The following is a 26,255-nucleotide window of genomic DNA, read 5'->3' as shown; positions in this document are numbered from 1 at the left end:
AGCCGTTGCTCTCAGGCCTGGCCATGGCTGACTCCGCTTATTGGTTCATTGGTTTATGGGGGGTCAAAAGCGGCATCTTCCATTGACCGCCGGCGACTTCCGGTTTAGGCAGGTACAGACGCAGCACGCCGTAAAACGGCCCGTTCGGCGCCGGCAACCAGTTGCTTTGCAGATCCTTGGCCGGTGCCTTGTTCTGTACGAATAGAGTCAGGCCGCCGTCGGCGTCGAGCTTGAGGTCGGGCAGCATCCGCGAGTTGATCAGGTAGCGATTGAGCGGGTTGTCTACCAGCAATTTGTTCTTCGCGTTGTACAGGGTCAGCGACCAGAACGCCTCGGCCGGGGGCAGGGCGCCTTTGTCGAAATGCAGGGTGTAGTCGTGCCTGGAGGCGTCGACCGGCTGATCATTCCTGTCGACGAAGTAACCGATGTAATTGGCTTCTTCGGCGGAGTTACCGAAGATGCCCAGGTTGGCGCCGGCGTAGCGGTACAGGTAATTGCCCTTGAGGTGATTGCGGGTGCCAAAGAAATCGCCGCTGCTGACTTCATGGGTATCGATTCTGGTTTTCTTGAATGTGGCGAACTCCGCCTTGGCGTCGCTGATGCCGTCTTCCAGGGCTTTTCGTTGATCGGCACTCAGTTTGGTCAGATTGAATGGCTTGCCAGCTTCGATACCGATGGTCTTGAAGCGTGCGAGCAAGGCTTTTTCCACGTTCTGGGGCGGTGCAAAGGCCAGCATGAAGTTCAGGTAGCGAAACAGATCCGGCGTGTCACTCATGGTCGGCGTGGGTTTCGGCCAGTCGATTTTCGCGGCGGCGCGCGGTGCCTTGTGCCGGGTGTACCGGCTCAGGGATTGAACCTTGTAGCCCTTCTGGATTTGCTTGACCTTGGCCAGATCCTTGGTGTCGAACAGCTGCGTGCGATACAGCGCGTAGGCGATGTTGGTTTCACTGCGCAGCAGGCGGTCGATGTTCTGGGGTTGCTTACCTTTCCAGTCGGGGCCTGCAATCATGAACTGGCCGCCGTTGTTGCCGGTACTGCGGGTCCCCAGGTAAGCGAAGTTCTGCGTGTAGGCATCGATCAATTGCACCGAGTAGTAACGGTGCTCTTCAACGGGCGGCAAAGTGAGTACCAGAGGCTCGGCGCGCAGGTCCATCCAGACGAAGGAGTAGGGCGTGTCGGCATTGGGCGTGACGAACGCGGTGTCCTGGGCGGTGAAGGCCTTGGCGGTGTTGCCGATCCGGTTAAACGTCGCCTTGTAGTTCGAACTCTTCTTGTCCACTGCCTGGCTGTAGAGCGTCTTGTACATTTCCACCACCGGAAAACCGTACAGATAGGCTTCCCTGGCGATGCCCCGGGCTTGTTCCGGGGTGGCGGTGAAGTCGGCACCCACGCCGCAACTGACAAACATCGTCATCAGGCCGAAACCGGCTGTGCGAATTGCAATGTGCATGGCAGTGCCTCACTTTCCAAACGTGGCGTTGAGCCCGACGAACAGGGTGAACTGCGGCACGCCATCGCCTTTGCGCTCGACGGTCCACTGCGGTTCGATAAAGGCGTTGAGGATATTGGGCCCGTCTTTCCAGACTTTTCCACCACCCAAACCGAGTGGGATGTAGTGGGTGTCGTTCTTCAGGTCGAAGGTCCAGATACCGGTGGAGCGCAAGTACCAGCCGTGGTCCAGGTTGTGAATGACGAAAGGTTGCAGCGTCGCCGTTTCAACATGCTCGCGGTCGTGGTCGCCAGCAAATGAACTCTGGTATTGCACCAGCGCGCCCAGCAGGCCGCGAGGTGACGCGTCGATGGCTACGGCGGCGAACCCGGCCTGCCATTTGCCGGTGCCGAGCTCATCCTGATCGGCAAAGGGGGCGGTGATCATCGGCCCGATACCCAACTGCACGCCCTCGGTTTTCAGCAGAAAGATATCGAACAGGTTGAGGTCGCCTTCACCGGTGCTGTAGCCGCCGTTCGGATCAGGATGGGTGCTGATCGGCGCCGTACCGCGCAACAACTGGGGCACGCCGATGAAATCGTTCGGTGCAATCGGCAACGTGCCGCGCACCAGCAGGTCGTTGGTGTGGATGTTGGAGCCGTAGTACCTCGGTGTGTAGTAGTCCTGCAGGTTCATCCCCGGCTCGAAGTTGAGCGGGTTGTTGCTCTTGTTGGCGGTCTCGGCGTTGTCGGCGTAGGCACAAATAAGAGGCGCGAACGAAGTCGCCACAAGAAAAATGTGTATCCCCATTTTCTTCAACATGATTCCCCCGGTTCCCTGGTGGCTCATTGGGAAGACCCGGCACTTGGCGGCCGTTACTGCGTAATCTCTTTGCTATCAAGGCTGTAGGACGTGTCTCTTGAAGCTAGCAGCTAAATGAGGGTTAGCCAGTCGGAGGGGGTGAATCTTTGGTTATGAAAACGGCTTCGCGGGCAAGCCCTGCTCCTACAGATCCCTTTGTCTGTAGATACTCTGTTCACGGTCAAGCTTTTAGCAGGTGTTTTCGCTGAAAAGCTTGGCTGTGCGATCCCGATACTCAGCACTTCTTCCCTGGCCCAAACGCCCGCTCTTCCTGCTCCCGCAGCTCCGGCGTGAATTCCTCACCAAAATCCGCCGCCTCGAACACCTGGCGAATCTCGATCTCGGCCTCGGTGCCCGGCATCGGGTTGGGGCAGCGCTTGACCCATTCGATGGCTTCTTCCTTCGACTTCACCTGCCACAACCAATAGCCGGCGATCAGTTCCTTGGTTTCGGCGAACGGGCCATCGATGACCGTGCGTTGGTCGCCGGAAAAGCGTACGCGGGCGCCTTTGCTGCTGGGGTGCAGGCCTTCGCCGGCGAGGAGGATGCCCGCCTTGGCCAGTTCTTCGTTGTAGTTGCCCATCGCGGTCAGCAGTTCGGTACTGGGCATCACGCCGGCTTCGGAGTCCTGGCTGGCTTTGACAATGATCATGAAGCGCATGGTGTTGTCTCCGTTGGATTTGGATTGCTCAGTTATAGTCGAACGAGTACCGGTTGGATCGACAGCATCGTCATGGAAAGTCATACCAAATTCAGTGATAGCCTCAAACCCCGGGGTTCGGTCGATGCATGCCTTTCGTCATGAACCTCGGGTGACGACGAGAGTGGGAGGTACGCTATATAGCGATCGGGTGACGACCCTGTGGGAGAGAGCCTGCTCGCGAAAGCGGTTCGATATTTAGTAATGATTTGCCTGACACACTGCATTCGCGAGCAGGCTCGCTCCCACAGGGGATTGGGGCTGTCCTCAAGTTTTGTATCCGGGGTAGGTCACCGGCCGATTTCGTGGTTAACTTCGGCCTCTTCAATATTTTCTACAACAACGTTCAGAAGGACTCCGTTCATGGCTCAAGTGACTCTTAAAGGCAACCCGGTTCAAGTCAACGGCCAGTTGCCTCAAGCCGGTTCCAAGGCGCCAGCCTTTTCCCTGGTTGCCGGCAATCTGTCCGACGTTACCCTGAAAGACTTCGCCGGCAAGCGCAAAGTGCTGAACATCTTCCCAAGCGTCGACACCCCGACCTGTGCCACGTCCGTGCGCAAGTTCAACGCCCAGGCCAATGACATCGCCAACACCGTGGTGCTGTGCATCTCCGCCGATCTGCCGTTCGCCCAGGCGCGTTTCTGCGGTGCCGAAGGCCTGGAAAACGTCCAGAACCTGTCGACCCTGCGCGGTGCCGAATTCATCCAGAACTACGGCGTGGCCATCGCCGACGGCCCGCTCAAAGGCCTGACCGCCCGTGCCGTGGTGGTGCTGGACGAGAACGACAACGTGCTGCACAGCGAGCTGGTTGGCGAAATCGCTGATGAGCCGAACTACGAAGCAGCGCTCAAAGTTCTGAAATAAGTGTTCTGAAGTAAGCAAGCTTTTACAATTGTTAACGGCCTGGCCCTCCCAGGCCGTTTTCATTTGTGTTTCAGTGTCTTGGATAAATCTCCTGTTACGTAAGCCGAAGGTAAATTGCCGGTAAAGGCGCTTTGCTTAAACTCTGCCAGTGCTTATCGTTCAGCCTCATGTAATAAAAAGCCCACGCGCCCAATGGTTGATCACTCAATGCAATCCTCTGCTTCCCGTAGTCCCCGTCGCTGGCTGTTTGGCCTGCTTGTGCTGTTGGTCATTGCCGCCCTGTGCTGGAAATTCTGGCCCGGCGGTGCTGCGCCGAAAGAGGGCGCGCAGCCGAAAGCCGTGGCGGGGCACACTGGCAGGTCAGGGGGGATGCGTCCGGGGTTCGGCGGCGCGACAGGTCCCGTGCCGGTTCGTGTGGCGCCGGCGGTCAAGGGTGATTTCCCGCTGTATTACAAGGCGCTGGGGACGGTCACCGCACTGAACACCATCAACGTGCGCAGCCGTGTGGGCGGTGAGCTGGTGAAGATCTATTTCGAGGAAGGGCAGATGGTCAAGGCTGGCGATCTGCTGGCCGAGATTGACCCGCGCCCGTACCAGAACGCCTTGCTCCAGGCCGAAGGCACCTTGCTGCAGAATCAGGCGCAGTTGAAGAATGCCCAGGTGGATGTCGAGCGTTATACCGGCCTGTACAAGGAAGACAGCATCGCCAAACAGACCCTGGACACCGCCGTCGCGCTGGTCGGCCAATTCCAGGGCACGGTCAAGACCAATCAGGCGGCGGTCAACGACGCCAAGCTCAATCTCGAATTCACCAAAATCCGCGCGCCGATCACCGGGCGCGTCGGCCTGCGTCAGCTCGACGTCGGCAACCTGGTCGCGGCCAACGACACCACGGCGCTGGCGATCATCACCCAGACCCAACCGATCAGCGTGGCGTTCACCTTGCCGGAAAACAGCCTCGAGACAGTGCTCGCACGCTATCGCAGTGGCGCCAAACTGCCGGCCGAGGCCTGGGATCGTGGTGACACCAAGCTACAAGCCACCGGCGTGCTGCAGAGCCTGGACAACCAGATCGACGTCACCACCGGCACCCTGAAATTCAAGGCGCGTTACGACAACCGCGACCAGTCGCTGTTCCCCAACCAGTTCGTCAACGTGCGCCTGCTGGCCGACACCCTCAAGGATGTCGTGCTCGCACCGTCCGCCGCGATCCAGTTCGGCACCAACGGCACGTTCGTCTACGCCTTGGACGGCGACAAAAAGGTCAAGATCCGCCAGCTCAAAATCGGCGCCAGCGACGGTGAAAACACTGTGGTCACCGAAGGTCTGGCCGCCGGTGATCGCGTGGTGCTGGAAGGCACCGATCGCTTGAAGGACGGTAGCGACGTGGAAGTCGTCAATGACCCGACACAAGTACCGACCAGCCCCGCTGGCCATCTGCAAGGCGGATCGGCGACCAACACCGCTGAGCCGGCGCCTGCCGACAAGGCGAAAAAGGGCGGCGCATGAACCTCTCGCGGCTGTTTATCCTTCGTCCTGTAGCGACCACCCTGAGCATGCTGGCCATTATCCTGGCCGGCGTGATCGCCTACCGGTTGCTGCCGGTGTCGGCATTGCCCCAGGTCGATTATCCGACCATTCGCGTCATGACCCTTTATCCCGGCGCAAGCCCGGATGTCATGACCAGCGCCGTGACCGCGCCGCTTGAGCGGCAATTCGGGCAGATGCCCGGCCTGACCCAGATGGCCTCGACCAGCTCCGGCGGTGCCTCGGTGCTGACCCTGCGCTTCAGCCTCGACATCAACATGGACGTCGCCGAACAGCAGGTGCAGGCCGCGATCAATGCCGCGACCAACCTGCTGCCCAAGGACCTGCCCGCACCACCGGTGTACAACAAGGTCAACCCGGCCGATACCCCGGTGCTGACGCTGGCCATCACGTCCAAGACCATGCTGCTGCCCAAGCTCAACGATCTGGTCGATACGCGCATGGCGCAGAAAATCGCCCAGATCAGCGGGGTCGGCATGGTCAGCATTGCCGGTGGCCAGCGTCAGGCGGTGCGAATCAAGGTCAATCCCGAGGCCCTGGCGGCCAACGGCCTGAACCTGTCGGACGTGCGCTCCCTGATCGGCGCTTCCAACGTCAACCAGCCCAAGGGCAACTTCGACGGCCCGACCCGGGTGTCGATGCTCGACGCCAACGATCAACTGACCTCGCCACAGGACTACGCCAACCTGATACTGGCCTACGCCAATGGCGCGCCGTTGCGGCTCAAGGACGTGGCGGAGATCGTCGACGGCGCCGAAAACGAGCGTCTGGCGGCATGGGCCAATGAAAACCAGGCGGTGCTGCTGAACATCCAGCGTCAACCGGGTGCCAACGTCATCGAAGTGGTGGACCGGATCAAGGCCTTGCTGCCGAGCATCACCGACAACCTGCCGGCCGGCCTCGATGTCGTGGTACTGACCGACCGCACCCAGACCATCCGCGCCTCGGTCAAGGATGTGCAACACGAACTGCTGATCGCCATCGCCCTGGTGGTCATGGTCACCTTCCTGTTCCTGCGCCGGGCCAGTGCCACGATCATTCCGTCGGTGGCCGTGCCGCTGTCGTTGATCGGTACTTTTGGCGTGATGTACCTCGCGGGGTTCTCGGTCAATAACCTGACCCTGATGGCCCTGACCATCGCCACCGGTTTCGTGGTGGACGATGCGATCGTGATGCTGGAGAACATTTCCCGATTCATCGAAGAGGGTGACAGCCCGCTGAACGCGGCGCTCAAGGGCGCCAAACAGATCGGTTTCACCCTTGTATCCCTGACCCTGTCGCTGATCGCCGTGTTGATCCCGCTGCTGTTCATGGCCGACGTGGTGGGGCGGCTGTTCCGCGAATTTGCCATCACCCTGGCGGTGGCGATCCTGATTTCCCTGGTGGTGTCCCTGACCCTGACGCCGATGATGTGCGCGCGGTTGCTCAAGCGTGAGCCCAAAGAGCAAGAGCAGGGCCGTTTCTACCGCGCCAGCGGTGCCGCCATCGACTGGATGATCGCCGCCTACGGACGCAAATTGCAGTGGGTACTCAAGCATCAGCCGCTGACGTTGCTGGTGGCCATTGGCACCCTGGCGTTGACGGTATTCCTGTACATGATGGTGCCCAAGGGCTTCTTCCCGGTGCAGGACACCGGGGTGATCCAGGGCATCTCCGAGGCGCCGCAGTCGATTTCCTTCGCAGCCATGAGCGAACGTCAGCAGGAACTGGCCAAGGTCATCCTGGCCGATCCGGCGGTCGAGAGCCTGTCGTCCTACATCGGTGTCGACGGTGATAACTCGACGCTCAACAGCGGCCGGTTGCTGATCAACCTCAAGTCCCACGGCAATCGCGACCTGAGCGCAACCGAAGTGATTGCCCGATTGCAGCCGGAACTGGACAAGCTGGTCGGCATTCGCCTTTACATGCAGCCGGTGCAGGACCTGACTATCGAAGACCGGGTCAGCCGTACGCAGTACCAGTTCAGCATGTCGTCACCGGATTCGGAACTGCTCAGCCTGTGGAGCGGGCGTCTGGTCGAAGCCCTGGCGGATCGGCCGGAGCTGACCGACGTTGCCAGCGACTTGCAGGACAAGGGCTTGCAGGTCTACCTGGTGATCGACCGCGATGCCGCATCGCGGGTCGGGGTGTCGGTGTCGAACATCACCGATGCGCTGTATGACGCCTTTGGTCAGCGGCAGATTTCCACCATCTACACCCAGGCCAGCCAGTATCGCGTGGTGTTGCAATCGCAGTCCGGCGAGAAAATCGGCCCGCAGGCGCTGGACCAGATTCACGTCAAGACCACCGACGGCGGTCAGGTGCGGTTGTCCAGCCTGGCCCATATCGAAGAGCGTCAGGCGCAATTGGCGATCACCCACATCGGCCAGTTCCCGGCGGTGATGATGTCCTTCAACCTGGCCCCCGGTGTGGCGTTGGGGCATGCGGTGCAGATCATCGAGCAGGTGCAGAAGGACATCGGCATGCCGATTGGCGTGCAGACCCAGTTCCAGGGCGCGGCCGAGGCGTTTCAGGCGTCGCTGTCGAGTACCTTGCTGCTGATTCTGGCGGCGGTGGTGACCATGTACATCGTGCTGGGCGTGCTGTACGAGAGCTACATCCACCCGATCACTATCCTTTCAACGTTACCCTCGGCGGCGGTCGGCGCGTTGTTGGCCTTGTTGTTGAGTGGCAATGACCTGGGGATGATCGCGATTATTGGCATAATCCTGCTGATCGGCATCGTGAAGAAGAACGCGATCATGATGATCGACTTCGCACTGGATGCCGAGCGCAATCAGGGCATGGACCCGCAAACGGCGATCTATCAGGCGGCGCTGTTGCGTTTCCGGCCGATCCTGATGACGACACTGGCCGCGTTGTTTGGCGCGGTGCCGCTGATGCTGGCGACCGGTTCCGGGGCTGAATTGCGTCAGCCGCTGGGTCTGGTGATGGTCGGAGGCCTGTTGCTCAGCCAGATTTTGACGCTGTTCACCACGCCTGTGATCTATCTGTATTTCGACCGCCTGGGTCGGCGCTGGGGCCGCAAGCCTGAGTCCGTGGACGCGGTAGAGCAGCCATGAACCTGTCGGGACCCTTCATCAAGCGCCCGGTCGCAACCATGTTGCTGAGCCTGGCGATCATGCTGTTGGGCGGCGTGAGCTTCGGCCTGTTGCCGGTGTCGCCGTTGCCGCAAATGGACTTCCCGGTGATCGTGGTCCAGGCCAGTTTGCCCGGCGCGAGCCCGGAGGTCATGGCCTCGACGGTGGCGACGCCGCTGGAGCGATCCTTCGGCGCCATCGCCGGGGTCAACACCATGAGCAGCCGTTCCAGCCAGGGCTCGACTCGGGTGATCCTGCAATTCGACCTGGACCGCGACATCAACGGTGCGGCGCGGGAAGTGCAGGCGGCGATCAACGCCTCGCGCAACCTGCTGCCCAGCGGAATGCGCAGCATGCCGACCTACAAGAAGGTCAATCCGTCCCAGGCGCCGATCATGGTGTTGTCGCTAACCTCGGACGTGCTGGAAAAGGGCCAGCTGTATGACCTGGCCTCGACCATCCTGTCCCAGAGCCTGTCGCAAGTGCAGGGCGTCGGGGAAGTGCAGATCGGCGGCAGTTCCTTGCCAGCGGTGCGCATCGAACTCGAACCCCAGGCGCTGAACCAGTACGGCGTGGCGCTGGACGATGTGCGCAATACCATTGCCAATGCCAACGTACGCCGACCCAAGGGCTCGGTGGAAGACGGCCAGCGGTTGTGGCAAGTGCAGGCCAACGATCAACTGGAAAAGGCCAAGGACTACGAGTCGCTGATCATCCACTACGCGGACGGCGCGGCCCTGCGCCTGAAGGATGTGGCCAAGGTCAGCAACGGCGTCGAAGACCGTTATAACAGCGGTTTCTTCAACGATGACGCGGCAGTGCTGCTGGTGATCAACCGGCAGGCCGGGGCCAACATCATCGAGACGGTCAACGAGATCAAGGCCCAGTTGCCGGCGTTGCAGGCGGTGCTGCCGGCGAGCGTCAAACTGAACCTGGCCATGGATCGCTCGCCGGTGATCAAGGCCACGCTGCACGAAGCGGAAATGACCCTGCTGATCGCCGTGGCCCTGGTGATCCTGGTCGTATTCCTGTTTCTCGGTAACTTTCGCGCCTCGCTGATCCCGAGCCTGGCGGTACCCGTGTCGCTGGTGGGCACCTTTGCGGTGATGTACCTCTACGGTTTTTCGCTGAACAACCTGTCGCTGATGGCGCTGATTCTGGCCACCGGGCTGGTGGTGGACGATGCCATCGTGGTGCTGGAGAACATTTCCCGGCATATCGACGCAGGCATCAAACCGATGAAGGCTGCCTATCTCGGCGCCCAGGAAGTCGGCTTTACCTTGCTGTCGATGAACGCGTCCCTGGTAGCGGTGTTCCTGTCGATCCTGTTCATGGGTGGAATCATCGAGAGCCTATTCCGCGAGTTCTCCATTACCCTGGCGGCCGCCATTGTGGTGTCGCTGGTGGTCTCGCTGACATTGACCCCGATGCTCTGCGCCCGCTGGCTCAAGCCGCACACCCCGGGCCAGGAAAACCGCCTGCAACGCTGGAGCCAGGGCGCCAACGAATGGATGGTCGGCAAATACGCCATCAGCCTCGACTGGGTGCTGCGCCACCGTCGATTGACGTTGCTAAGTCTGTTCGTAACAGTTGGCGTGAACATCGCGCTGTATGTGGTTGTTCCAAAAACATTTTTACCGCAACAGGACACGGGCCAACTGATCGGTTTCGTGCGCGGTGACGACGGCCTTTCGTTCAGCGTCATGCAGCCGAAAATGGAAATATTCCGCCGCGAGGTGTTGAAGGACGCCGCAGTGGAAAGCGTTGCCGGTTTCATCGGCGGCACCAACGGCACCAACAACGCGTTCATGCTGGTACGCCTGAAACCGATCAAGGAGCGCAATATTTCCGCGCAAAAGGTCATCGAGCGTCTGCGCAAGGAAATGCCCAAGGTGCCTGGCGCGCAGCTGATGCTGATGGCCGACCAGGACCTGCAATTCGGCGGTGGTCGCGAGCAGACCTCGTCGCAGTACTCCTACATCCTGCAAAGCGGTGATCTGGGGGCGTTGCGCGAGTGGTATCCGAAAGTGGTGACGGCGCTCAAGGCCTTGCCGGAGCTGACCGCGATTGACGCCCGGGAAGGCCGTGGTGCGCAGCAGGTGACGCTGATCGTCGACCGCGACCAGGCCAAACGCCTGGGGGTGGACATGGACATGGTCACAGCGGTGCTGAACAACGCCTACGCCCAGCGGCAGATATCGACCATCTACGACAGTCTCAACCAGTATCAGGTGGTGATGGAGGTCAATCCCAAATACGCCCAGGATCCGATCACCCTCAAGCAGGTCCAGGTGATCACCGCGGACGGTGCGCGGATTCCGCTGTCGACCATTGCCCATTACGAAAACAGCCTGGAAGACGATCGGGTCAGCCATGAAGGCCAGTTCGCCTCGGAAAGCATTGCCTTTGACATGGCCGAAGGTGTGACGGTAGAGAAGGGCAGTGCCGCCATCGAGCGGGCCATTGCCTCCGTGGGCTTGCCGGAAGACGTCATCGCCAAGATGGCCGGCACCGCCGATGCCTTTGCCGCGACCCAGAAAAGCCAGCCGTGGATGATCCTTGGCGCGCTGGTGGCGGTGTATCTGGTACTCGGCGTGCTGTATGAAAGCTATATTCATCCGCTGACCATTCTCTCGACCTTGCCTTCGGCGGGTGTCGGCGCGTTGCTGTCGATCTATGCCCTGGGCGGCGAGTTCAGCCTGATTTCGTTGCTGGGGCTGTTCCTGCTGATCGGTGTGGTGAAGAAGAACGCGATTCTGATGATCGACCTGGCCTTGCAACTCGAACGCCAGCAAGGCATGGAACCGCTCGAGTCGATTCGCAATGCCTGTCTGCAACGTTTGCGGCCGATCCTGATGACCACCCTGGCGGCGATTCTCGGTGCCTTGCCGTTGCTGCTGAGTCGCGCCGAAGGGGCGGAAATGCGCCAGCCGCTGGGCCTGACCATCATCGGCGGGCTGATCTTCAGCCAGGTGCTGACCCTTTACACCACCCCGGTGGTTTACCTCTATCTCGACAAACTGCGCCATCGCTTCAACCACTGGCGTGGGGTGCGTACCGATGCTGCTCTGGAAACTCCGCTATGACTGACACATCGCAATTCAACCTGGCCACACCGCTGGCCACATCGTTGATCAAGGCCCGAGGCTCGCGGTTGCTGAGCCTGTCGCTGTGCGCGGCGCTGCTCAGTGCCTGTGCCATCGGCCCGGATTACCAGCGCCCGCAAGCGGCTGCACCGATGGAGTACAAGGAAGCGGCTGGCTGGCGTCAGGCCAGTCCGAGCGATGCCCTGGCCCGTGGTGCCTGGTGGGAGTTGTACGGTGATCAGCAGCTCAATGGCCTGATCGAAAAACTCAACAGTGCCAACCAGACCGTTGCCCAGTCCGAAGCCCAATACCGCCAGGCCCAGGCCTTGGTACGTAGTGCCCGAGGCGCGTTTTTTCCGACGGTGGACCTGAGCGTCGGGAAAAACCGTTCCAGCCAGGGTAGCGGCAGCAGCAGTTCGAGCCTGACCAGTACTTCGAGCGGCATTCGCGATACCTACACCGCACAGGCCGGTGTGAGCTGGGAAGCGGATGTCTGGGGTAAATTGCGCCGAGGCCTCGAAGCCGACACGGCCAACGCCGAGGCCAGCTACGCCGATCTGGCGGCGATGCGCCTGAGCCAGCAGTCGGAACTGGTACAGAACTATCTGCAATTGCGGGTTATCGATGAGCAGAAGCGCCTGCTGGAAGCGACCGTCGAGGCCTACCGGCGCTCGCTGAAAATGACCGAGAACCAGTACCGTGCGGGTGTGTCCGGCAAAGATGCGGTGGCTCAGGCGCAGACCCAGCTCAAGAGTACCGAGGCGGACATGGTCGATCTGATCTGGCAACGCGCCCAGTTCGAAAACGCCATCGCCGTGCTGATCGGCCTGCCGCCGGCGCAATTCAAACTGGCTGAAACCCAGGATATTCCGGCGTTGCCCGAGGTGCCGCTGAGCCTGCCTTCGCAGTTGCTGGAGCGACGCCCGGACATTGCCTCCGCCGAGCGCTCGGTAATGGCCGCCAATGCCAACATCGGCGTGGCCAAGGCTGCTTACTACCCGGACCTGACCTTGAGTTTGAACGGCGGTTACAGCAGCAGTACCTCAAAGGACTTGTTCAGCGTGCCCAACCGTTTCTGGTCGGTGGGGCCGCAACTGGCCATGACCCTGTTCGACGGCGGCCAGCGTTCGGCGGAAGTGGATCGCAGCGAAGCGGCTTACGATGAAACCGTGGCCAAATACCGCCAGACCGTACTCGATGGTTTCCGCGAAGTAGAGGATTACCTGATTCAGCTCAAGGTTCTGGAGGACGAAGCCGTTGTGCGCCAGCAAGCCCTGGACGCGGCACGCGAATCCTTGCGCCTGACCCAGAATCAGTACAAGGCCGGCGTGATTGCCTACCTGGATGTGGTGGTGGTTCAGGCGGCGGCATTGAACAACGAGCGCAGTGCGCTGAATCTGTTGCAGAGCCGGTTGATTTCCAGCGTGCAGTTGATTGCGGCGCTGGGTGGTGGCTGGGACGGGCAGCTCGAACGACCCGACTGAACTGTAGGAGCGAGCTTGCTCGCGATGGTCGTTAACGATAACGCGGGCTAGCTGGATGCCCGCGGTGCCTGGGCCCTCATCGCGAGCAATCGAGCGTCGACCGGCTGCTCCTACAGGGATTATGCAGTGTTTGGAGTGGGCTTCAGCGGGTTGCAGAGTCCCTCAAACAAGCGTTTCATCGGTCTGATGGCTAAATGATTACTTTTTCAGTGCGTTCAACGGCGGAATCAGTACAATCGCCCGATTTGCCCCACCGAGAAGGGAAGCAGTACGGGGGGCGGTGGCGAGACGTCTTATGCTCATCGGTAGTTATTCCCCCTCGCTGGTTATCATCTCGCTCTGTGTCGCGATTCTCGCTTCATACACGGCGCTCGACCTGACCGGGCGTATCGCCACCGCCAAGGGGCGTGCCGTGCATTTATGGACGGCGGGCGGCGCTTTCGCCATGGGCGTCGGCGTGTGGTCGATGCATTTTATCGGCATGCTCGCGTTCAGACTGCCAATCGACCTGGGTTACGACGTCTCCCTTACGCTGCTGTCGCTGCTGATTGGTATCCTATCCTGCGGCTTCGCCCTGTGGCTGGTCAGTCAGCCGCAATTGCCAGCCTCGCAACTGGCGTTCGGCGCACTGGCCATGGGCGCGGGCATCAGCGCCATGCATTACACCGGCATGGCCGCCATGCGCATGCAGCCGGGGATCGATTACGATCCGACGCTCTTCAGCGCCTCATTGCTGATTGCGGTCGGCGCGTCCGGGGCGGCGTTATGGATCGCGTTTCATCTGCGCCAGCACACGCCCCATGTGCGCCTGATCCGTGGCGGCGCGGCGGTGATCATGGGGATTGCCATCGTCGGCATGCACTACACCGGCATGGCGGCGGCGCGCTTTCCCGATGGCAGTTTTTGCGGCGCGGCCAGCAACGGTCTGAACGGCAACGGCCTGGATAACCTGGTGCTGATCACCACGTTGGCGGTGCTGAGCATCGCCTTGCTGACTTCGATCCTTGATGCGCGCCTGGAAGCCCGCACCGCCAGCCTGGCCCTGTCACTGACCGAAGCCAACCGCGAATTGACCCAACTGGCCCTGCACGACACCCTGACCGGCCTGCCGAATCGCGTGTTGCTGGCTGACCGCATCGATCAGGCGATGTCCCGTGTGGACGCCGAGGGTGGCTGTTTTGCGTTGATGTTCATCGATCTGGATGGCTTCAAACCGGTCAACGACGCCTTCGGCCATCACATGGGCGACCAGCTGTTGCGGGAAGTCAGTCTGCGGTTGCGCGAGGATTTGCGCAGTCAGGACACCCTGGCGCGTATCGGCGGCGACGAGTTCGTGCTGCTGGTGCAATTGAGCGAACAGAATGACGCGATGAACCTGGCGGCGCATCAGGTCGGGTTGATCGCGCGTTCGTTCCGCGTCGCCGAACACGATCTGCAAATCTCCGCCAGCGTCGGCATTGCGCTCTATCCGGGTAACGGTCAGAGCGCCCATGAATTGCTGATGAATGCTGACGCCGCGATGTACCACGCCAAGGGCGCGGGCAAAAACGGCTACAGCTTCTTCGACGCCTCGATGAACGGCAACGCGCGCAAGCAGTTGCAACTGCTGCAAGACCTGCGCAACGCTGTCGAACAACAACAGTTCAGCCTCTATTACCAGCCCAAGTTCGACGCCAATAACGGTAAGCCCGTCGGTGCCGAAGCGTTGCTGCGCTGGGAGCACCCGACCCAGGGCATGTTGCTGCCGGACAAGTTCATTGAACTGGCGGAGAAGACCGGGCTGATCATCCCGATCGGCGACTGGGTACTCAACGAAGCGTGCCGGCAGATGCGCGAGTGGTACGTCCTCGGCTACACCGACTGGCGCATTGCGGTGAACCTCTCGGCCTTGCAGTTTTGCCACACGGGGTTGGTGCAGAGCGTGGCCAAAGCGCTGGCTACGCACCACTTGCCGGCCAACAGTTTGACCCTGGAAATCACTGAAACCACCGCGATGAGCGATGCCGATGCGAGCATGACGGTGCTGCAGGAGCTGTCGGAAATGGGTGTCGATCTGTCCATCGATGATTTCGGTACCGGTTATTCGAGCTTGATGTACCTCAAGCGCCTGCCGGCCAATGAGCTGAAGATCGACCGCGGATTCGTGCGTGACCTGGAGCGTGACAGTGACGATGCCGCCATCGTTTCCGCCATCGTCGCCCTCGGTCAGGCGCTGGGCCTGCGTATCGTCGCTGAAGGCGTGGAGACCGGCGTGCAGCAGGACTTCCTGACTCAACTCGGTTGCGATTCGTTGCAGGGCTATCTGCTCGGGCATCCGCTGCCGGCAGAACGGTTCATGAAGGAGATTCACCGTTCGGAGCAGTTGGCGCTGGCCTGATCGACCGCGTTATCGTTCATCGCGGGCAAACACCACCGAAGCCATGCAAAAACCGAAAAGGCCGGTTATTCTTCCCCCGACCGCATACGCTTGAAACGGGGAAAGCTTGCATGGAAAAAGTCATCGTCATCACCGGCGGCAGTCGCGGCATTGGCGCCGCCACAGCCCTGTTGGCCGCCGAGCAAGGCTATCGGATCTGCATCAACTATCAGTCTGACGAAGAGGCGGCGCAAGGTGTGCTGGAGCAAGTCCGTGCCTTGGGTGCGCAAGCCATTGCAGTGCGCGCCGATGTCAGCATAGAAGATGAAGTGATCGCGCTGTTCCATCGCGTGGACAACGAACTGGGGCGGGTCACGGCGCTGGTGAACAACGCCGGCACCGTGGGGCACAAGTCCCGGGTCGACGAAATGTCCGAATTCCGCATTCTGAAAATCCTCAAGACCAATGTGCTGGCGCCGGTGCTGTGCGCCAAGCACGCGATCCTGCGCATGTCGCCCAAGCACGGCGGGCAGGGCGGCAGCATCGTCAACGTTTCATCGGTCGCCGCACGGCTGGGCTCCCCCAACGAGTACGTCGACTATGCTGCCTCCAAAGGCGCGCTCGACACCTTTACCATCGGCCTGTCCAAGGAGGTGGCGGGTGAGGGGATTCGCGTCAACGCGGTGCGACCGGGTTACATCTACACCGATTTCCATGCGCTGAGCGGCGATCCGGATCGAGTCAGCAAACTCGAATCGGCGATCCCGATGGCCCGGGGCGGGCGGCCGGATGAAGTGGCCGAGGCGATTGTCTGGTTGTTGTCGGACAAGGCGTCTTATGCGACCGGGACTTTTGTTGATCTGGGTGGTGGGCGTTAATCCCTGAGATTAGTGTCGTTAGAGCTGGCCCCTTCGCGGGCTTGCCCGCGAAGAGGCCGGAACTGGCGATGCACAGCTGTCAGAACGACCGCACAATCCGCCCCAACGTCTCCATCGCCTTTTCCGCGTCTTCCGTCCACGGGCTGCCGTAATTCAACCGAATACAATTCCTGAACCGTTGGGCCGGCGAAAAAATCGGCCCCGGGGCGATGCTGATGCCTTGTGCCAGTGCCATCTGGAACAACTTCAACGAATCCATCTGTGCCGGCAGTTCCAGCCACAGGAAATAGCCGCCGGCCGGTTGGCTGACGCGGGTATCGGCCGGGAAATAGCGGGCAATGGCCGACAGCATGGCGCTTTGCTGTTCCTCCAGGGCGTAACGCAGTTTGCGCAGGTGCCGGTCATAGCCGCCGTGTTGCAGGTAATCGGCAATGGCGGCCTGGGCCGGCATCGAGGCGCACAGCGAAGTCATGAGTTTCAGGCGTTCGATTTTCTGCGCATAGCGCCCGGCGGCGACCCAGCCCACCCGGTATCCCGGGGCCAGGCTCTTGGCGAAGGAGCCGCAGTGCATGACCAGCCCTTCGGTGTCGAAGGCTTTAGCCGGTTTCGGCGCTTGTTGTCCGTAATACAACTCGGCGTAGACATCGTCTTCGATCAGCGGCACTTGATGGTTGCGCAACAGCTCAACCAGCTCCTGCTTCTTCGCCTCGGGCATGGTCGCGCCCATGGGGTTCTGGAAGCTGGTCATGCACCAGCAAGCCTTGATCGGGTGGCGTTCCAGGGTTTGCGCCAGGACGCCGAGGTCGATGCCGTCGCGCGGGTGCACCGGGATTTCCACGGCTTTGAGCTTCAGCCTCTCCAGGATCTGCAGGCAGGCATAGAAGGCCGGGGCCTCGATGGCCACCAGGTCGCCAGGTTGGGTCACGGCTTGCAGACACAGGTTCAGCGCTTCCAGGGCGCCGTTGGTGATCAGCAGTTCTTCCATCGGTAGCATCAGTCCGCCGACCATGTAGCGCAGGGCGATTTGCCGACGCAGTTGCGGGTTGCCCGGCGACATGTCGGTGACCACCATGCGCGGGTCCATCTCGCGGCTGGCGCTGGCCAGCGAGCGCGACAGCCGTTGCAGCGGAAACAGGGTCGGGCTGGGGAATGCCGAGCCGAAGGGCACGGTGTTCGGGTCCTTGATCGAGTCGAGGACCGAGAACACCAGTTCGCTGACGTCGACTTCGGTGGATTCGTTGACCTGGCTGCTGATGACCGGCTCGGAAAACGGCCGTGGCGCATGGGCGTTGACGAAGTAGCCGGAGCGCGGCCGGGCGCGGATCAGGCCACGACGTTCGAGCAGGTAATAGGCCTGGAACACTGTGGACGGGCTGACACCGTAGGTCTGGCTGGCGTAACGCACCGACGGCACGCGTTGGCCAGGGCCGAGGACGCCGGAGCGGATCAGTTCAGCGATGTCGTCGGCGAATTTTTCGTAGCGTTTCATCTTTGGTCCGGATTGGTTTCATTCTGAAAGACCGTGTCGCCTTCATTCGCGAGCAGGCTCGCTCCCACACCCCTGTGAGAGCGAGCCTGCTCGCGAATGGCGCACCGCAGTCTAAAGCCTTAACGGTTCAGCGGCGCAACAAACCGGCTCTTGGCCACGCTGTAGATGCCGGGCTCATCGCTGTCGACGATCTTGAAGCTGATGCTCTGCGAGCTGCTGGCTGGCCGTTGCGTGGTCATCGCCACCGATACCGGCACATCGACGATCTCGCCGGGCGCCAGGCTCAATTCGGACTTGCCTTGCAACTGGAAGCCATCGCCGTCGACCAGGGTCAGGTGGTAATCCTGGCGCAACTGGGTCTTGTTGATGACCTTCAAGCTGTAGATGTTTTCGATCTGCCCCTGACTGTTCTCGCGGAACAGGCCCCGGTCCTTGCTCACGTCCAGCGACACCATCGGCCGTTCCATCAACGCGACCACCAGCGCGGCGATCATCACCAGCAGCACGGCGGTGTAGCCGATCAAGCGTGGCCGCAGCAGGTGAGTCTTGCCGCCCTGCAACTGATGCTCCGAGGTGTAGCTGATCAACCCGCGTTCGTAGCCCATCTTGTCCATGATCGAATCGCAGGCGTCGATGCACGCCGCGCAACCGATGCATTCCATCTGCAAGCCGTCGCGGATGTCGATGCCGGTGGGGCAGACCTGGACGCAGACCTGGCAATCGATGCAATCGCCCAGACCGACTTCCGCCGGTTTGATCTCGCGTTTGCGCGGGCCACGGTTTTCGCCGCGGGCGACGTCGTAGGAAATGGTCAGTGTGTCTTTGTCGAACATCACGCTCTGGAACCGCGCATAGGGGCACATGTGCATGCACACCGCTTCACGCAGCCAACCGGCATTGATGTAGGTGGCACCGGTGAAGAACAGCACCCAGAACAGGCTGACGCCACCCATCTGCAAGGTCAGCAGCTCTTCGGCCAGCGGGCGGATCGGGGTGAAGTAACCAACGAAGGTCAGGCCGGTCAGCAGGCTGATCGCCAGCCACAAAGTGTGCTTGGCCGAGCGGCGCATCAACTTGTTCAGGCCCCAGGGCGCGGCTTGCAACTTGATGCGCTGGTTGCGTTCGCCTTCGGTGATTTTCTCGCACCACATGAAGATCCAGGTCCAGGAGCTCTGTGGGCAGGTGTAGCCGCACCAGACCCGTCCGGCAAATACGGTGATCGCAAACAGACCGAATGCGGCGATGATCAGCAGCGCCGAAAGCAGGATGAAATCCTGCGGCCAGAACGTCGCGCCAAAGATGTGGAATTTGCTTTCGGAAAGGTCCCAGAGCACCGCCTGGCGGCCGCCCCAGTTCAACCACACCGTGCCGAAGAACAGCAGGAACAGGAAGCCCGCGCCGCTGATGCGCAGGTTACGGAACAGGCCGGTGAAGCTGCGGGTGTGGATCAGGTTGTCACTGGTCTTGACCTTCATCTTTGGGCGTGAAGGTTCATGAATCTTGACTGGCGTGGTGCTTTCTACGGTTCGGACGGGGATTAGCTCGCTCATGGTCTTTCGCTCATCAGCCTCCATCAGGCATGAGCACTATGAGCGGCGATCTGTTTGCATAACAGACTCAGGTATTGCAATAAAAACCGGATCAGATGGTTTCTGAAGGCTGGCATGCGACAAGTTGAAGCACCCGTCGTGGCGGGACGCAAACGCCTATATCAGGCGCTTGCGGGGGGTGTTGATGCGGATCAGTCAAATCACCGAATCACTGTCCGTAGCCTTTAAATGCCGGCGTCCGTCGACGGCGCCTGCTACGGTCAATGCGTCGGCTTCTGCTTCGGTGATGTAGATGCGCTGGCCGTTGAGGTCTACCGCTGACATGGCTTTGTCACTGTCAGTGATGATGGTCACATCGGGGCACAGGCGAATTTCCTCGCCATTTTCAGTAGTAAAGAAACAGGTCTGGTTCTGGATGCGTACGGACATGACGTGATCCTTTTTGCGACGGGTTACACGTTAGGGCATTGGCACCGACCATCGTTCTGTGCAACCGATTAATGGTCGGCGCGGTCCATCTTCCATAGCCCTTCACAAGGACAGCGCCATGAACGCTTGGTGGCATGAAGTCTGGGTGACCCTGCAAGCGGAATTCGCCGACATCGGCGATGCCTCGCAACTGACCCGCATCACCGTGCGCCTGCTGATGGCAGCGGTGCTGGGCGGGATTCTTGGTTTTGAACGCGAACACAAGGGCAAGGCCGCGGGCGTGCGTACCCACATGCTGGTTGCACTCGGCGCGGCGCTGTTCGTGCTGGTGCCGCAGATGTCCGGCTCCCAGGCGGATGCCATGAGCCGGGTGGTGCAGGGTGTGATCGCCGGGATCGGTTTTCTCGGTGCCGGGACCATACTGAAGAATCAGGACGGAGATGAAGGCCACGTCAAAGGCCTGACCACTGCCGCCGGACTATGGATGACCGCCGCCATCGGCGTCTCTGCCGGATTGGGCCGGGAGGCGACGGCGGTGTTCAGTACATTTTTGGCATTACTGATCCTCGGCGTAATGCCGATGATTGTGAACAGGTTCGAAAAGGACCGTGACTCCTCGTAGGCGTTCATTTCCTGTGGGAGCGAGCCTGCTCGCGAAGAGGCCGGGACATCCGCCGCATTTTCCATGGTAGGAATACCGTCTTCGCGAGCAGGCTCGCTCCCACAGGGGATGTGTGGAATTTCAGGAATTGACGATCACCGGCGGCATGGTCGTCGGCGGTTCTTCCCGGGGTGGCGGGATGCTGCCTGGCGGCTCCTGCTCGAGCACTGGCTGCGGGTCGGTCGGCGGGATCACCGGATCGTCGATGTTCGGGTCGGGTGTTTCGGCCGGGAATGGATTGGTCATCGTTCAAGCCTCCAGTGGCACATGGCGCGAGTCGTGCTTAAGTGGGTTGACCGCCGTGCGAGGGATTTGATTCCAGTCAATTGCCGATGAACTTTTGCAGGCGCCAGTTGCTCGGAACCTAAGTGAGTTCATTCGGCGAGGGATCTACCGATGTGGATAACGACCAGACACAAGAGCGTCCTTGGGGCGTAAAGGAGAGATGCTCGATGACTGCTGAAAAACCGACTGAGTTGAGCTACAACCCGCACATTCCGCTGTCTCAGGCGTTGCTGTTGCCGCGAATCGTGATCGAGAACACCATGCCGACCCTCGAGGGCGGGCAGTTCGCCGTCAAGGCCATTGTGGGCCAGGACGTGGTGGTGACCAGCAAGGTGTTTGCCGACGGTCACGACAAGCTCGCCGTGCGCGTGCGCTGGCGTGCCGATGGCGAGGAGGTCTGGCACAGCGAAGTCATGGCCGATCTGGGCAATAACGGCTGGCAAGGCGCGTTCCGCGTCGAGGAGCAGGGCCGTTATGTGTTCTGTATCGAAGCCTGGATCGATCAGTTCGCCAGCTTCCGCTATGAATTGGAAAAAAAGCACCTGGCCGCCGTGCCCGTCAGCCTGGAACTGCAGGAAGGTCGCCTTCAGGTTCAACAAGCCGCCGATCGGGCGGAAGGACCGCTGAGCGAACAACTGGCCGCGTTGCACCATGAACTGTCCGGGCTGCTGGAAACCGAGCAGGTCGCCCTGTTTCTGCACCAACGTAGCGCCGACCTGATGGCCCAGGCCGATCTGCGCGCTTACCTGAGCCTGAGTCCAGAATTCCCGGTGGATGTCGAGCGTACACTGGCGCAGTTTGCCAGTTGGTATGAGTTGTTTCCGCGTTCGATTACCGACGATCCGGCGCGGCACGGTACGTTCAACGATGTGCATTCGCGGTTGCCGATGATTCGGGACATGGGTTTTGACGTCCTGTACTTTCCGCCGATCCACCCGATTGGCCGCAGCTATCGCAAAGGCCCGAACAATTCCCTGGCCGCAGGTCCCGATGACCCCGGCAGCCCTTATGCCATCGGCAGCGAGGAGGGCGGGCACGAGGCGATTCATTCGGAACTGGGCACCCGCGAAGACTTCCGTCGGCTGGTGGCGGCGGCCGCCGAGCACGGTCTGGAAATCGCCCTCGATTTCGCCATCCAGTGCTCCCAGGACCATCCCTGGTTGCAGCAGCATCCTGGCTGGTTCAACTGGCGGCCTGACGGCACGATCAAATACGCGGAGAACCCGCCCAAGAAATACCAGGACATCGTCAACGTCGACTTCTATGCCGTCGAAGCGATTCCCAGTCTGTGGGTCGAACTGCGGGACATCGTCGTCGGTTGGGTTCTTGAAGGCGTGAAGCTGTTTCGCGTCGACAATCCGCACACCAAGCCGCTGCCGTTCTGGCAATGGCTGATTGCCGACGTGCGGGCGCTGTACCCCGACGTGATCTTCCTCGCGGAGGCCTTCACCACGCCGGCGATGATGGCGCGACTGGGCAAGGTTGGTTACTCCCAGAGCTACACCTACTTCACCTGGCGCAACACCAAACAGGAGTTGGCGACCTATTTCACCGAGCTCAACGAATCGCCGTGGCGCGAGTGTTACCGGCCGAACTTCTTCGTCAATACGCCGGACATCAACCCGGCCTTCCTGCATGAATCCGGACGCCCGGGGTTTCTGATCCGCGCTGCGCTGGCGACCATGGGCTCCGGCTTGTGGGGCATGTATTCCGGGTTTGAACTGTGCGAAGCGGCACCGATACCGGGCAAGGAGGAATACCTCAACTCGGAGAAGTACGAGATCCGCCCGCGGGACTTCACCGCGCCGGGCAATATCATCGCCGAGATCGCCCAGCTCAACCGCATCCGCCGACAAAACCCGGCGCTGCACACGCACCTGGGGCTGAAAATCTACAACGCCTGGAATGACAACATCCTGTACTTCGGCAAACGCACCGCCGACGGCAGCAACTTCATTCTGGTGGCGGTCAGCCTCGACCCGCATGACGTTCAGGAGGCGAATTTCGAATTGCCGCTGTGGGAAATGGGTCTGCCCGATGATGCCAGCACCCACGGTGAAGACTTGATGAATGGCCATCGCTGGACCTGGCACGGCAAGTACCAGTTCATGCGGATCGACCCGGAGTATCAGCCGTTCGGGATTTGGCGGATTACTGCCTGAACGCAGATCCCCTGTGGGAGCGGCATATTCGAATTCAACGGGAGTTTCACATGGCGAAGAAACCCAAGGCAGCCACGTTCATCAAGGACCCGCTCTGGTACAAGGACGCGGTGATATACCAAGTTCACGTCAAATCCTATTTCGACTCCAATAATGACGGTATCGGCGACTTTCCCGGCCTGATCGCCAAACTCGATTACATCGCCGATCTGGGCGTCAATACCATCTGGCTCTTGCCGTTCTACCCCTCGCCACGCCGCGACGACGGTTACGACATTGCCGAATATCGCGGCGTGCACAGCGACTACGGCACCATGGCCGATGCCAAGCGCTTTATCGCCGAAGCGCACAAGCGTGGTTTGCGGGTGATTACCGAGCTGGTCATCAACCACACCTCCGATCAGCACGCCTGGTTCCAGCGCGCGCGCAAGGCCAAGAAAGGGTCGGCGGCGCGGGATTTCTATGTGTGGTCCGATGATGACCAAAAATACGACGGCACCCGTATCATTTTCCTCGACACCGAGAAATCCAACTGGACCTGGGATCCGGTGGCCGGCCAGTACTTCTGGCACCGCTTTTATTCGCACCAGCCGGACCTGAATTTCGATAACCCGCAGGTCATGAAAGCCGTGCTGTCGGTGATGCGCTACTGGCTCGACATGGGCATCGACGGTTTGCGTCTGGACGCGATTCCGTACCTGATCGAACGCGACGGCACCAACAACGAGAACCTGCCGGAGACCCACGACGTCCTCAAGCAGATCCGCGCCGAGATCGACGCGAACTATCCTGACCGCATGCTGTTGGCCGAGGCCAATCAATGGCCGGAAGACACGCAGCTGTATTTCGGTGACGCCGACAAAAAAGGCCTCAACGGCGACGAATGCCACATGGCCTTCCACTTTCCGCTGATGCCGCGCATGTACATGGCACTGGCCCAGGAAGACCGCTTCCCGATCACCGACATCCTGCGCCAGACCCCGGAGATCCCGGCCAATTGCCAGTGGGCGATCTTCCTGCGCAACCACGATGAACTGACCCTGGAAATGGTCACCGACAAGGAGCGCGATTACCTGTGGAATTACTACGCGGCCGACCGTCGGGCGCGGATCAACCTCGGCATTCGCCGGCGCCTGGCACCGTTGATGGAACGCGACCGCCGCCGTGTTGAATTGCTCAACAGTTTGCTGCTGTCGATGCCCGGCACGCCGACCCTGTACTACGGCGATGAAATCGGCATGGGCGATAACATCTACCTCGGCGACCGTGATGGGGTACGTACGCCAATGCAATGGTCCATCGACCGCAACGGCGGTTTTTCCCGCGCCGATCCCGCCAGCCTGGTGCTGCCGCCGATCATGGACCCGCAATACGGTTACCTGTCGGTTAACGTCGAGACCCAGGCCGGCGACCCGCATTCATTGCTCAACTGGACCCGGCGCATGCTCGCGGTGCGCAAGCAATCCAAGGCCTTCGGTCGTGGCACCTTGAAGATGCTGTCGCCGACCAATCGCCGGGTATTGGCGTATACCCGCGAGTACACCGCTGCCGATGGCAAGCACGAAATCATTCTGTGCGTGGCCAACGTTTCGCGCAGCGCACAAGCCGTGGAGCTGGACCTGGCGGCGTACGTCGGCATGGTGCCGGTGGAGATGCTCGGCGGTAATGCCTTCCCGCCCATCGGCCAGTTGAATTTTCTCCTGACCCTGGCGCCTTACGGTTTCTATTGGTTTGGCCTCGCCGCCGAGAACCAGATGCCGAGCTGGCACGTGGAGCCGGCGCAAAGCCTGCCGGACTTCACCACGCTGGTGCTGAAAAAACGCATGGAGGAATTGCTCGAGGCACCGTCGCGCCACACCCTGGAGCAGGGCATCCTGCCGAACTGGTTGCAAAACCGTCGCTGGTTCGCCGGCAAGGACGCCGCCATCGAACAGGTCAACCTGGCCTACGGTGTGCGTTTCGGTGATGCGCAACACCCGGTGTTGTTGAGTGAGATCGAAGTGACCAGCGCCGGCCAGACCAGCCGCTATCAACTGCCGTTCGGTTTCATTGCCGAAGATCAGGTCGGTACCGCGTTGCCGCAGCAGCTTGCTCTTTCAAGGGTGCGCCGCGGCCCTCAGGTTGGTTTGATCACCGATGCGTTCAGCCTGGAAAACTTTATCCGCGCGGTGTTGCAGGGCATGCACAACAACACCGTGTTGCCTTCCGATGGCGGCGAGATCCGTTTCGAACCCACCGCCGAGCTGGCCAAGCTGGGCCTGACGGCGGAGTCGGAGGTGCGTTATCTGTCGGCCGAGCAATCCAACAGCTCGGTGGTGGTCGGCAACAGCCTGGTGCTGAAACTGATCCGCAAGGTCGCGTCGGGCGTGCACCCGGAACTGGAAATGAGTGCGTACCTGACGAGCGCCGGTTTCCGCCATATTTCTCCGCTGCTGGGCTCAGTGGTACGTCGCGACGGGGGTGGCGAAGACAACCTGCTGATGATCGCCCAGGGCTACCTGAGCAATCAGGGCGACGCCTGGGAGTGGACGCAGAACAACCTCGAACGGGCATTGCGCGACGAGTTGGCAGATGCCATGTCCGAGCAGGAACAGCACTACAACGCGCTGGGCGAGTTGAGGGATTTCGCCGGCATGCTCGGCCAGCGCCTGGGGGAAATGCATCAAGTGCTGGCGGCGCCGAGCGACAATCCGGACTTCGACCCGAAAATCACCACGCAAAAGGACGCGCTGGCGACCGCCAAGGATGTGGCAGCGCAGATCGAGTACGCGTTGAAGTTGCTTAAACAGCATCAAAACGAACTGAATTCGGCGGACAAAACCCTGGTCAGCAAAATACTGGACAACAAAAAAGCCATCCTCAGTCATGTGCAGGCCTTGGCGAAACAGACGGCGGGAGGCTTGCGCATTCGTGTGCACGGCGATTTGCATTTGGGCCAGGTGCTGGTGATCAAGGGCGATGCCTACCTGATCGACTTCGAAGGGGAACCGGCGCGCCCCTTACACGAACGACGGGGCAAACACAGCCCGTACAAAGATGTCAGCGGTGTGCTGCGTTCCTTCGACTATGCGGCGGCGATGGCGATCAATGTGCACAACGTCGACAACACCGAAGGCGCACAAGCCGCTCGCCTGCGCGTTGCCGATCGATATTTAAATGAAGCAAAACATGCATTTGTGGTCGCTTATCGGCAATCGGCAGCTACGCTTGGCCATGCATGGCAAGATCCTGAGGGCGAGGACGCCGCGCTGGCGTTGTTCGGCCTGGAGAAGGCAGCGTATGAAGTAGCCTATGAGGCAGAGAATCGCCCCACCTGGCTCACCGTGCCGTTGCACGGTCTGTACGGGTTATTGAGTGGGCTCAAACCCTTTTCCGATCTTGGTGGAGAGTAGT

General features: G+C 60.7%; 17 protein-coding genes. 10 read left to right on the top strand and 7 right to left on the bottom strand.

Annotated features, from left to right (window positions below):
* Positions 1 to 37: 37 nt before the first annotated feature.
* The 3 genes from FFS64_RS11805 to FFS64_RS11795 form a co-directional block, all read right to left on the bottom strand.
* Positions 38 to 1,450 carry a DUF1254 domain-containing protein gene (locus FFS64_RS11805; RefSeq protein WP_137805523.1) on the bottom strand — a complete coding sequence of 471 codons (1,413 nt, stop codon included), beginning with the start codon at positions 1,448 to 1,450 and terminating at the stop codon, positions 38 to 40.
* A 9-nt stretch (positions 1,451 to 1,459) separates the two neighbouring features.
* Complete coding sequence (locus FFS64_RS11800; protein ID WP_137805522.1) at positions 1,460 to 2,251, bottom strand: hypothetical protein; 792 nt, start codon at positions 2,249 to 2,251, stop codon at positions 1,460 to 1,462.
* A gap of 274 nt (positions 2,252 to 2,525) precedes the next feature.
* The gene (locus FFS64_RS11795; RefSeq protein ID WP_137805521.1) at positions 2,526 to 2,951 is read right to left on the bottom strand and encodes a YciI family protein; all 426 of its coding nucleotides are present in this window, start codon (positions 2,949 to 2,951) and stop codon (positions 2,526 to 2,528) included.
* Between the two features lie 402 nt (positions 2,952 to 3,353).
* Here FFS64_RS11795 and tpx point away from each other — a divergent pair, with 402 nt between their 5' ends.
* From tpx to FFS64_RS11760, 7 genes are all read left to right on the top strand, one after another.
* The gene (tpx, locus tag FFS64_RS11790) at positions 3,354 to 3,854 is read left to right on the top strand and encodes a thiol peroxidase (RefSeq protein ID WP_095194107.1); all 501 of its coding nucleotides are present in this window, start codon (positions 3,354 to 3,356) and stop codon (positions 3,852 to 3,854) included.
* A gap of 192 nt (positions 3,855 to 4,046) precedes the next feature.
* Entirely contained in the window at positions 4,047 to 5,363 is a 1,317-nt protein-coding gene (locus tag FFS64_RS11785; protein ID WP_137805520.1) for an MdtA/MuxA family multidrug efflux RND transporter periplasmic adaptor subunit, read from the top strand.
* Complete coding sequence (locus FFS64_RS11780) at positions 5,360 to 8,464, top strand: MdtB/MuxB family multidrug efflux RND transporter permease subunit (protein ID WP_137805519.1); 3,105 nt, start codon at positions 5,360 to 5,362, stop codon at positions 8,462 to 8,464. The genes FFS64_RS11785 and FFS64_RS11780 overlap by 4 nt, the downstream gene beginning before the upstream one ends.
* Positions 8,461 to 11,568, top strand: coding sequence for an efflux RND transporter permease subunit (locus FFS64_RS11775; RefSeq protein ID WP_137805518.1), 3,108 nt, complete (start codon positions 8,461 to 8,463; stop codon positions 11,566 to 11,568). The genes FFS64_RS11780 and FFS64_RS11775 overlap by 4 nt, the downstream gene beginning before the upstream one ends.
* Positions 11,565 to 13,052, top strand: a complete 1,488-nt coding sequence (locus FFS64_RS11770) for an efflux transporter outer membrane subunit (protein ID WP_137805517.1) — start codon at positions 11,565 to 11,567, stop codon at positions 13,050 to 13,052. The genes FFS64_RS11775 and FFS64_RS11770 overlap by 4 nt, the downstream gene beginning before the upstream one ends.
* Positions 13,053 to 13,347: 295 nt before the next feature.
* A complete protein-coding gene (locus tag FFS64_RS11765; RefSeq protein ID WP_137805516.1) occupies positions 13,348 to 15,429 on the top strand; it encodes a bifunctional diguanylate cyclase/phosphodiesterase in 2,082 nt (693 codons plus the stop codon).
* A gap of 110 nt (positions 15,430 to 15,539) precedes the next feature.
* On the top strand, positions 15,540 to 16,286 hold the full coding sequence (locus FFS64_RS11760; RefSeq protein WP_095194113.1) for an SDR family oxidoreductase: 747 nt from the start codon (positions 15,540 to 15,542) through the stop codon (positions 16,284 to 16,286).
* 79 nt (positions 16,287 to 16,365) lie between these two features.
* Here FFS64_RS11760 and mapR read toward each other — a convergent pair whose 3' ends face one another.
* The 3 genes from mapR to FFS64_RS11745 all read right to left on the bottom strand — a co-directional run bounded on the left by mapR (position 16,366) and on the right by FFS64_RS11745 (position 19,754).
* Positions 16,366 to 17,775 carry a GntR family transcriptional regulator MpaR gene (gene mapR / locus FFS64_RS11755; protein WP_137805515.1) on the bottom strand — a complete coding sequence of 470 codons (1,410 nt, stop codon included), beginning with the start codon at positions 17,773 to 17,775 and terminating at the stop codon, positions 16,366 to 16,368.
* 119 nt (positions 17,776 to 17,894) lie between these two features.
* Positions 17,895 to 19,325 (bottom strand): cytochrome c oxidase accessory protein CcoG, encoded by a 1,431-nt coding sequence (ccoG, locus tag FFS64_RS11750; protein ID WP_137805514.1) that lies wholly within the window; start codon positions 19,323 to 19,325, stop codon positions 17,895 to 17,897.
* Positions 19,326 to 19,520: 195 nt separating this feature from the next.
* Positions 19,521 to 19,754 carry a DUF3203 family protein gene (locus tag FFS64_RS11745; RefSeq protein WP_095194116.1) on the bottom strand — a complete coding sequence of 78 codons (234 nt, stop codon included), beginning with the start codon at positions 19,752 to 19,754 and terminating at the stop codon, positions 19,521 to 19,523.
* Positions 19,755 to 19,872: 118 nt separating this feature from the next.
* On the opposite strand from FFS64_RS11745, the gene FFS64_RS11740 reads away from it, so the two are divergent.
* On the top strand, positions 19,873 to 20,376 hold the full coding sequence (locus FFS64_RS11740; protein ID WP_137805513.1) for an MgtC/SapB family protein: 504 nt from the start codon (positions 19,873 to 19,875) through the stop codon (positions 20,374 to 20,376).
* A gap of 120 nt (positions 20,377 to 20,496) precedes the next feature.
* Here FFS64_RS11740 and FFS64_RS31270 read toward each other — a convergent pair whose 3' ends face one another.
* Positions 20,497 to 20,661 carry a hypothetical protein gene (locus tag FFS64_RS31270; RefSeq protein WP_171017080.1) on the bottom strand — a complete coding sequence of 55 codons (165 nt, stop codon included), beginning with the start codon at positions 20,659 to 20,661 and terminating at the stop codon, positions 20,497 to 20,499.
* Positions 20,662 to 20,867: 206 nt separating this feature from the next.
* Between FFS64_RS31270 and FFS64_RS11735 the strand changes: the two genes are divergently transcribed.
* Together FFS64_RS11735 and treS are read left to right on the top strand one after the other, a co-directional pair.
* On the top strand, positions 20,868 to 22,862 hold the full coding sequence (locus FFS64_RS11735; protein WP_137805512.1) for an alpha-1,4-glucan--maltose-1-phosphate maltosyltransferase: 1,995 nt from the start codon (positions 20,868 to 20,870) through the stop codon (positions 22,860 to 22,862).
* A 50-nt stretch (positions 22,863 to 22,912) separates the two neighbouring features.
* Entirely contained in the window at positions 22,913 to 26,254 is a 3,342-nt protein-coding gene (treS, locus tag FFS64_RS11730) for a maltose alpha-D-glucosyltransferase (protein ID WP_137805511.1), read from the top strand.
* The last annotated feature ends 1 nt before the right edge of the window (position 26,255 follow it).

This window comes from Pseudomonas sp. G(2018) (genome assembly GCF_005502415.1).
Taxonomy (GTDB): Bacteria; Pseudomonadota; Gammaproteobacteria; order Pseudomonadales; family Pseudomonadaceae; genus Aquipseudomonas.
The sequence above is the reverse complement of the archived record's forward strand: the minus strand, read 5'-3'. Positions and strand labels throughout refer to the sequence as shown.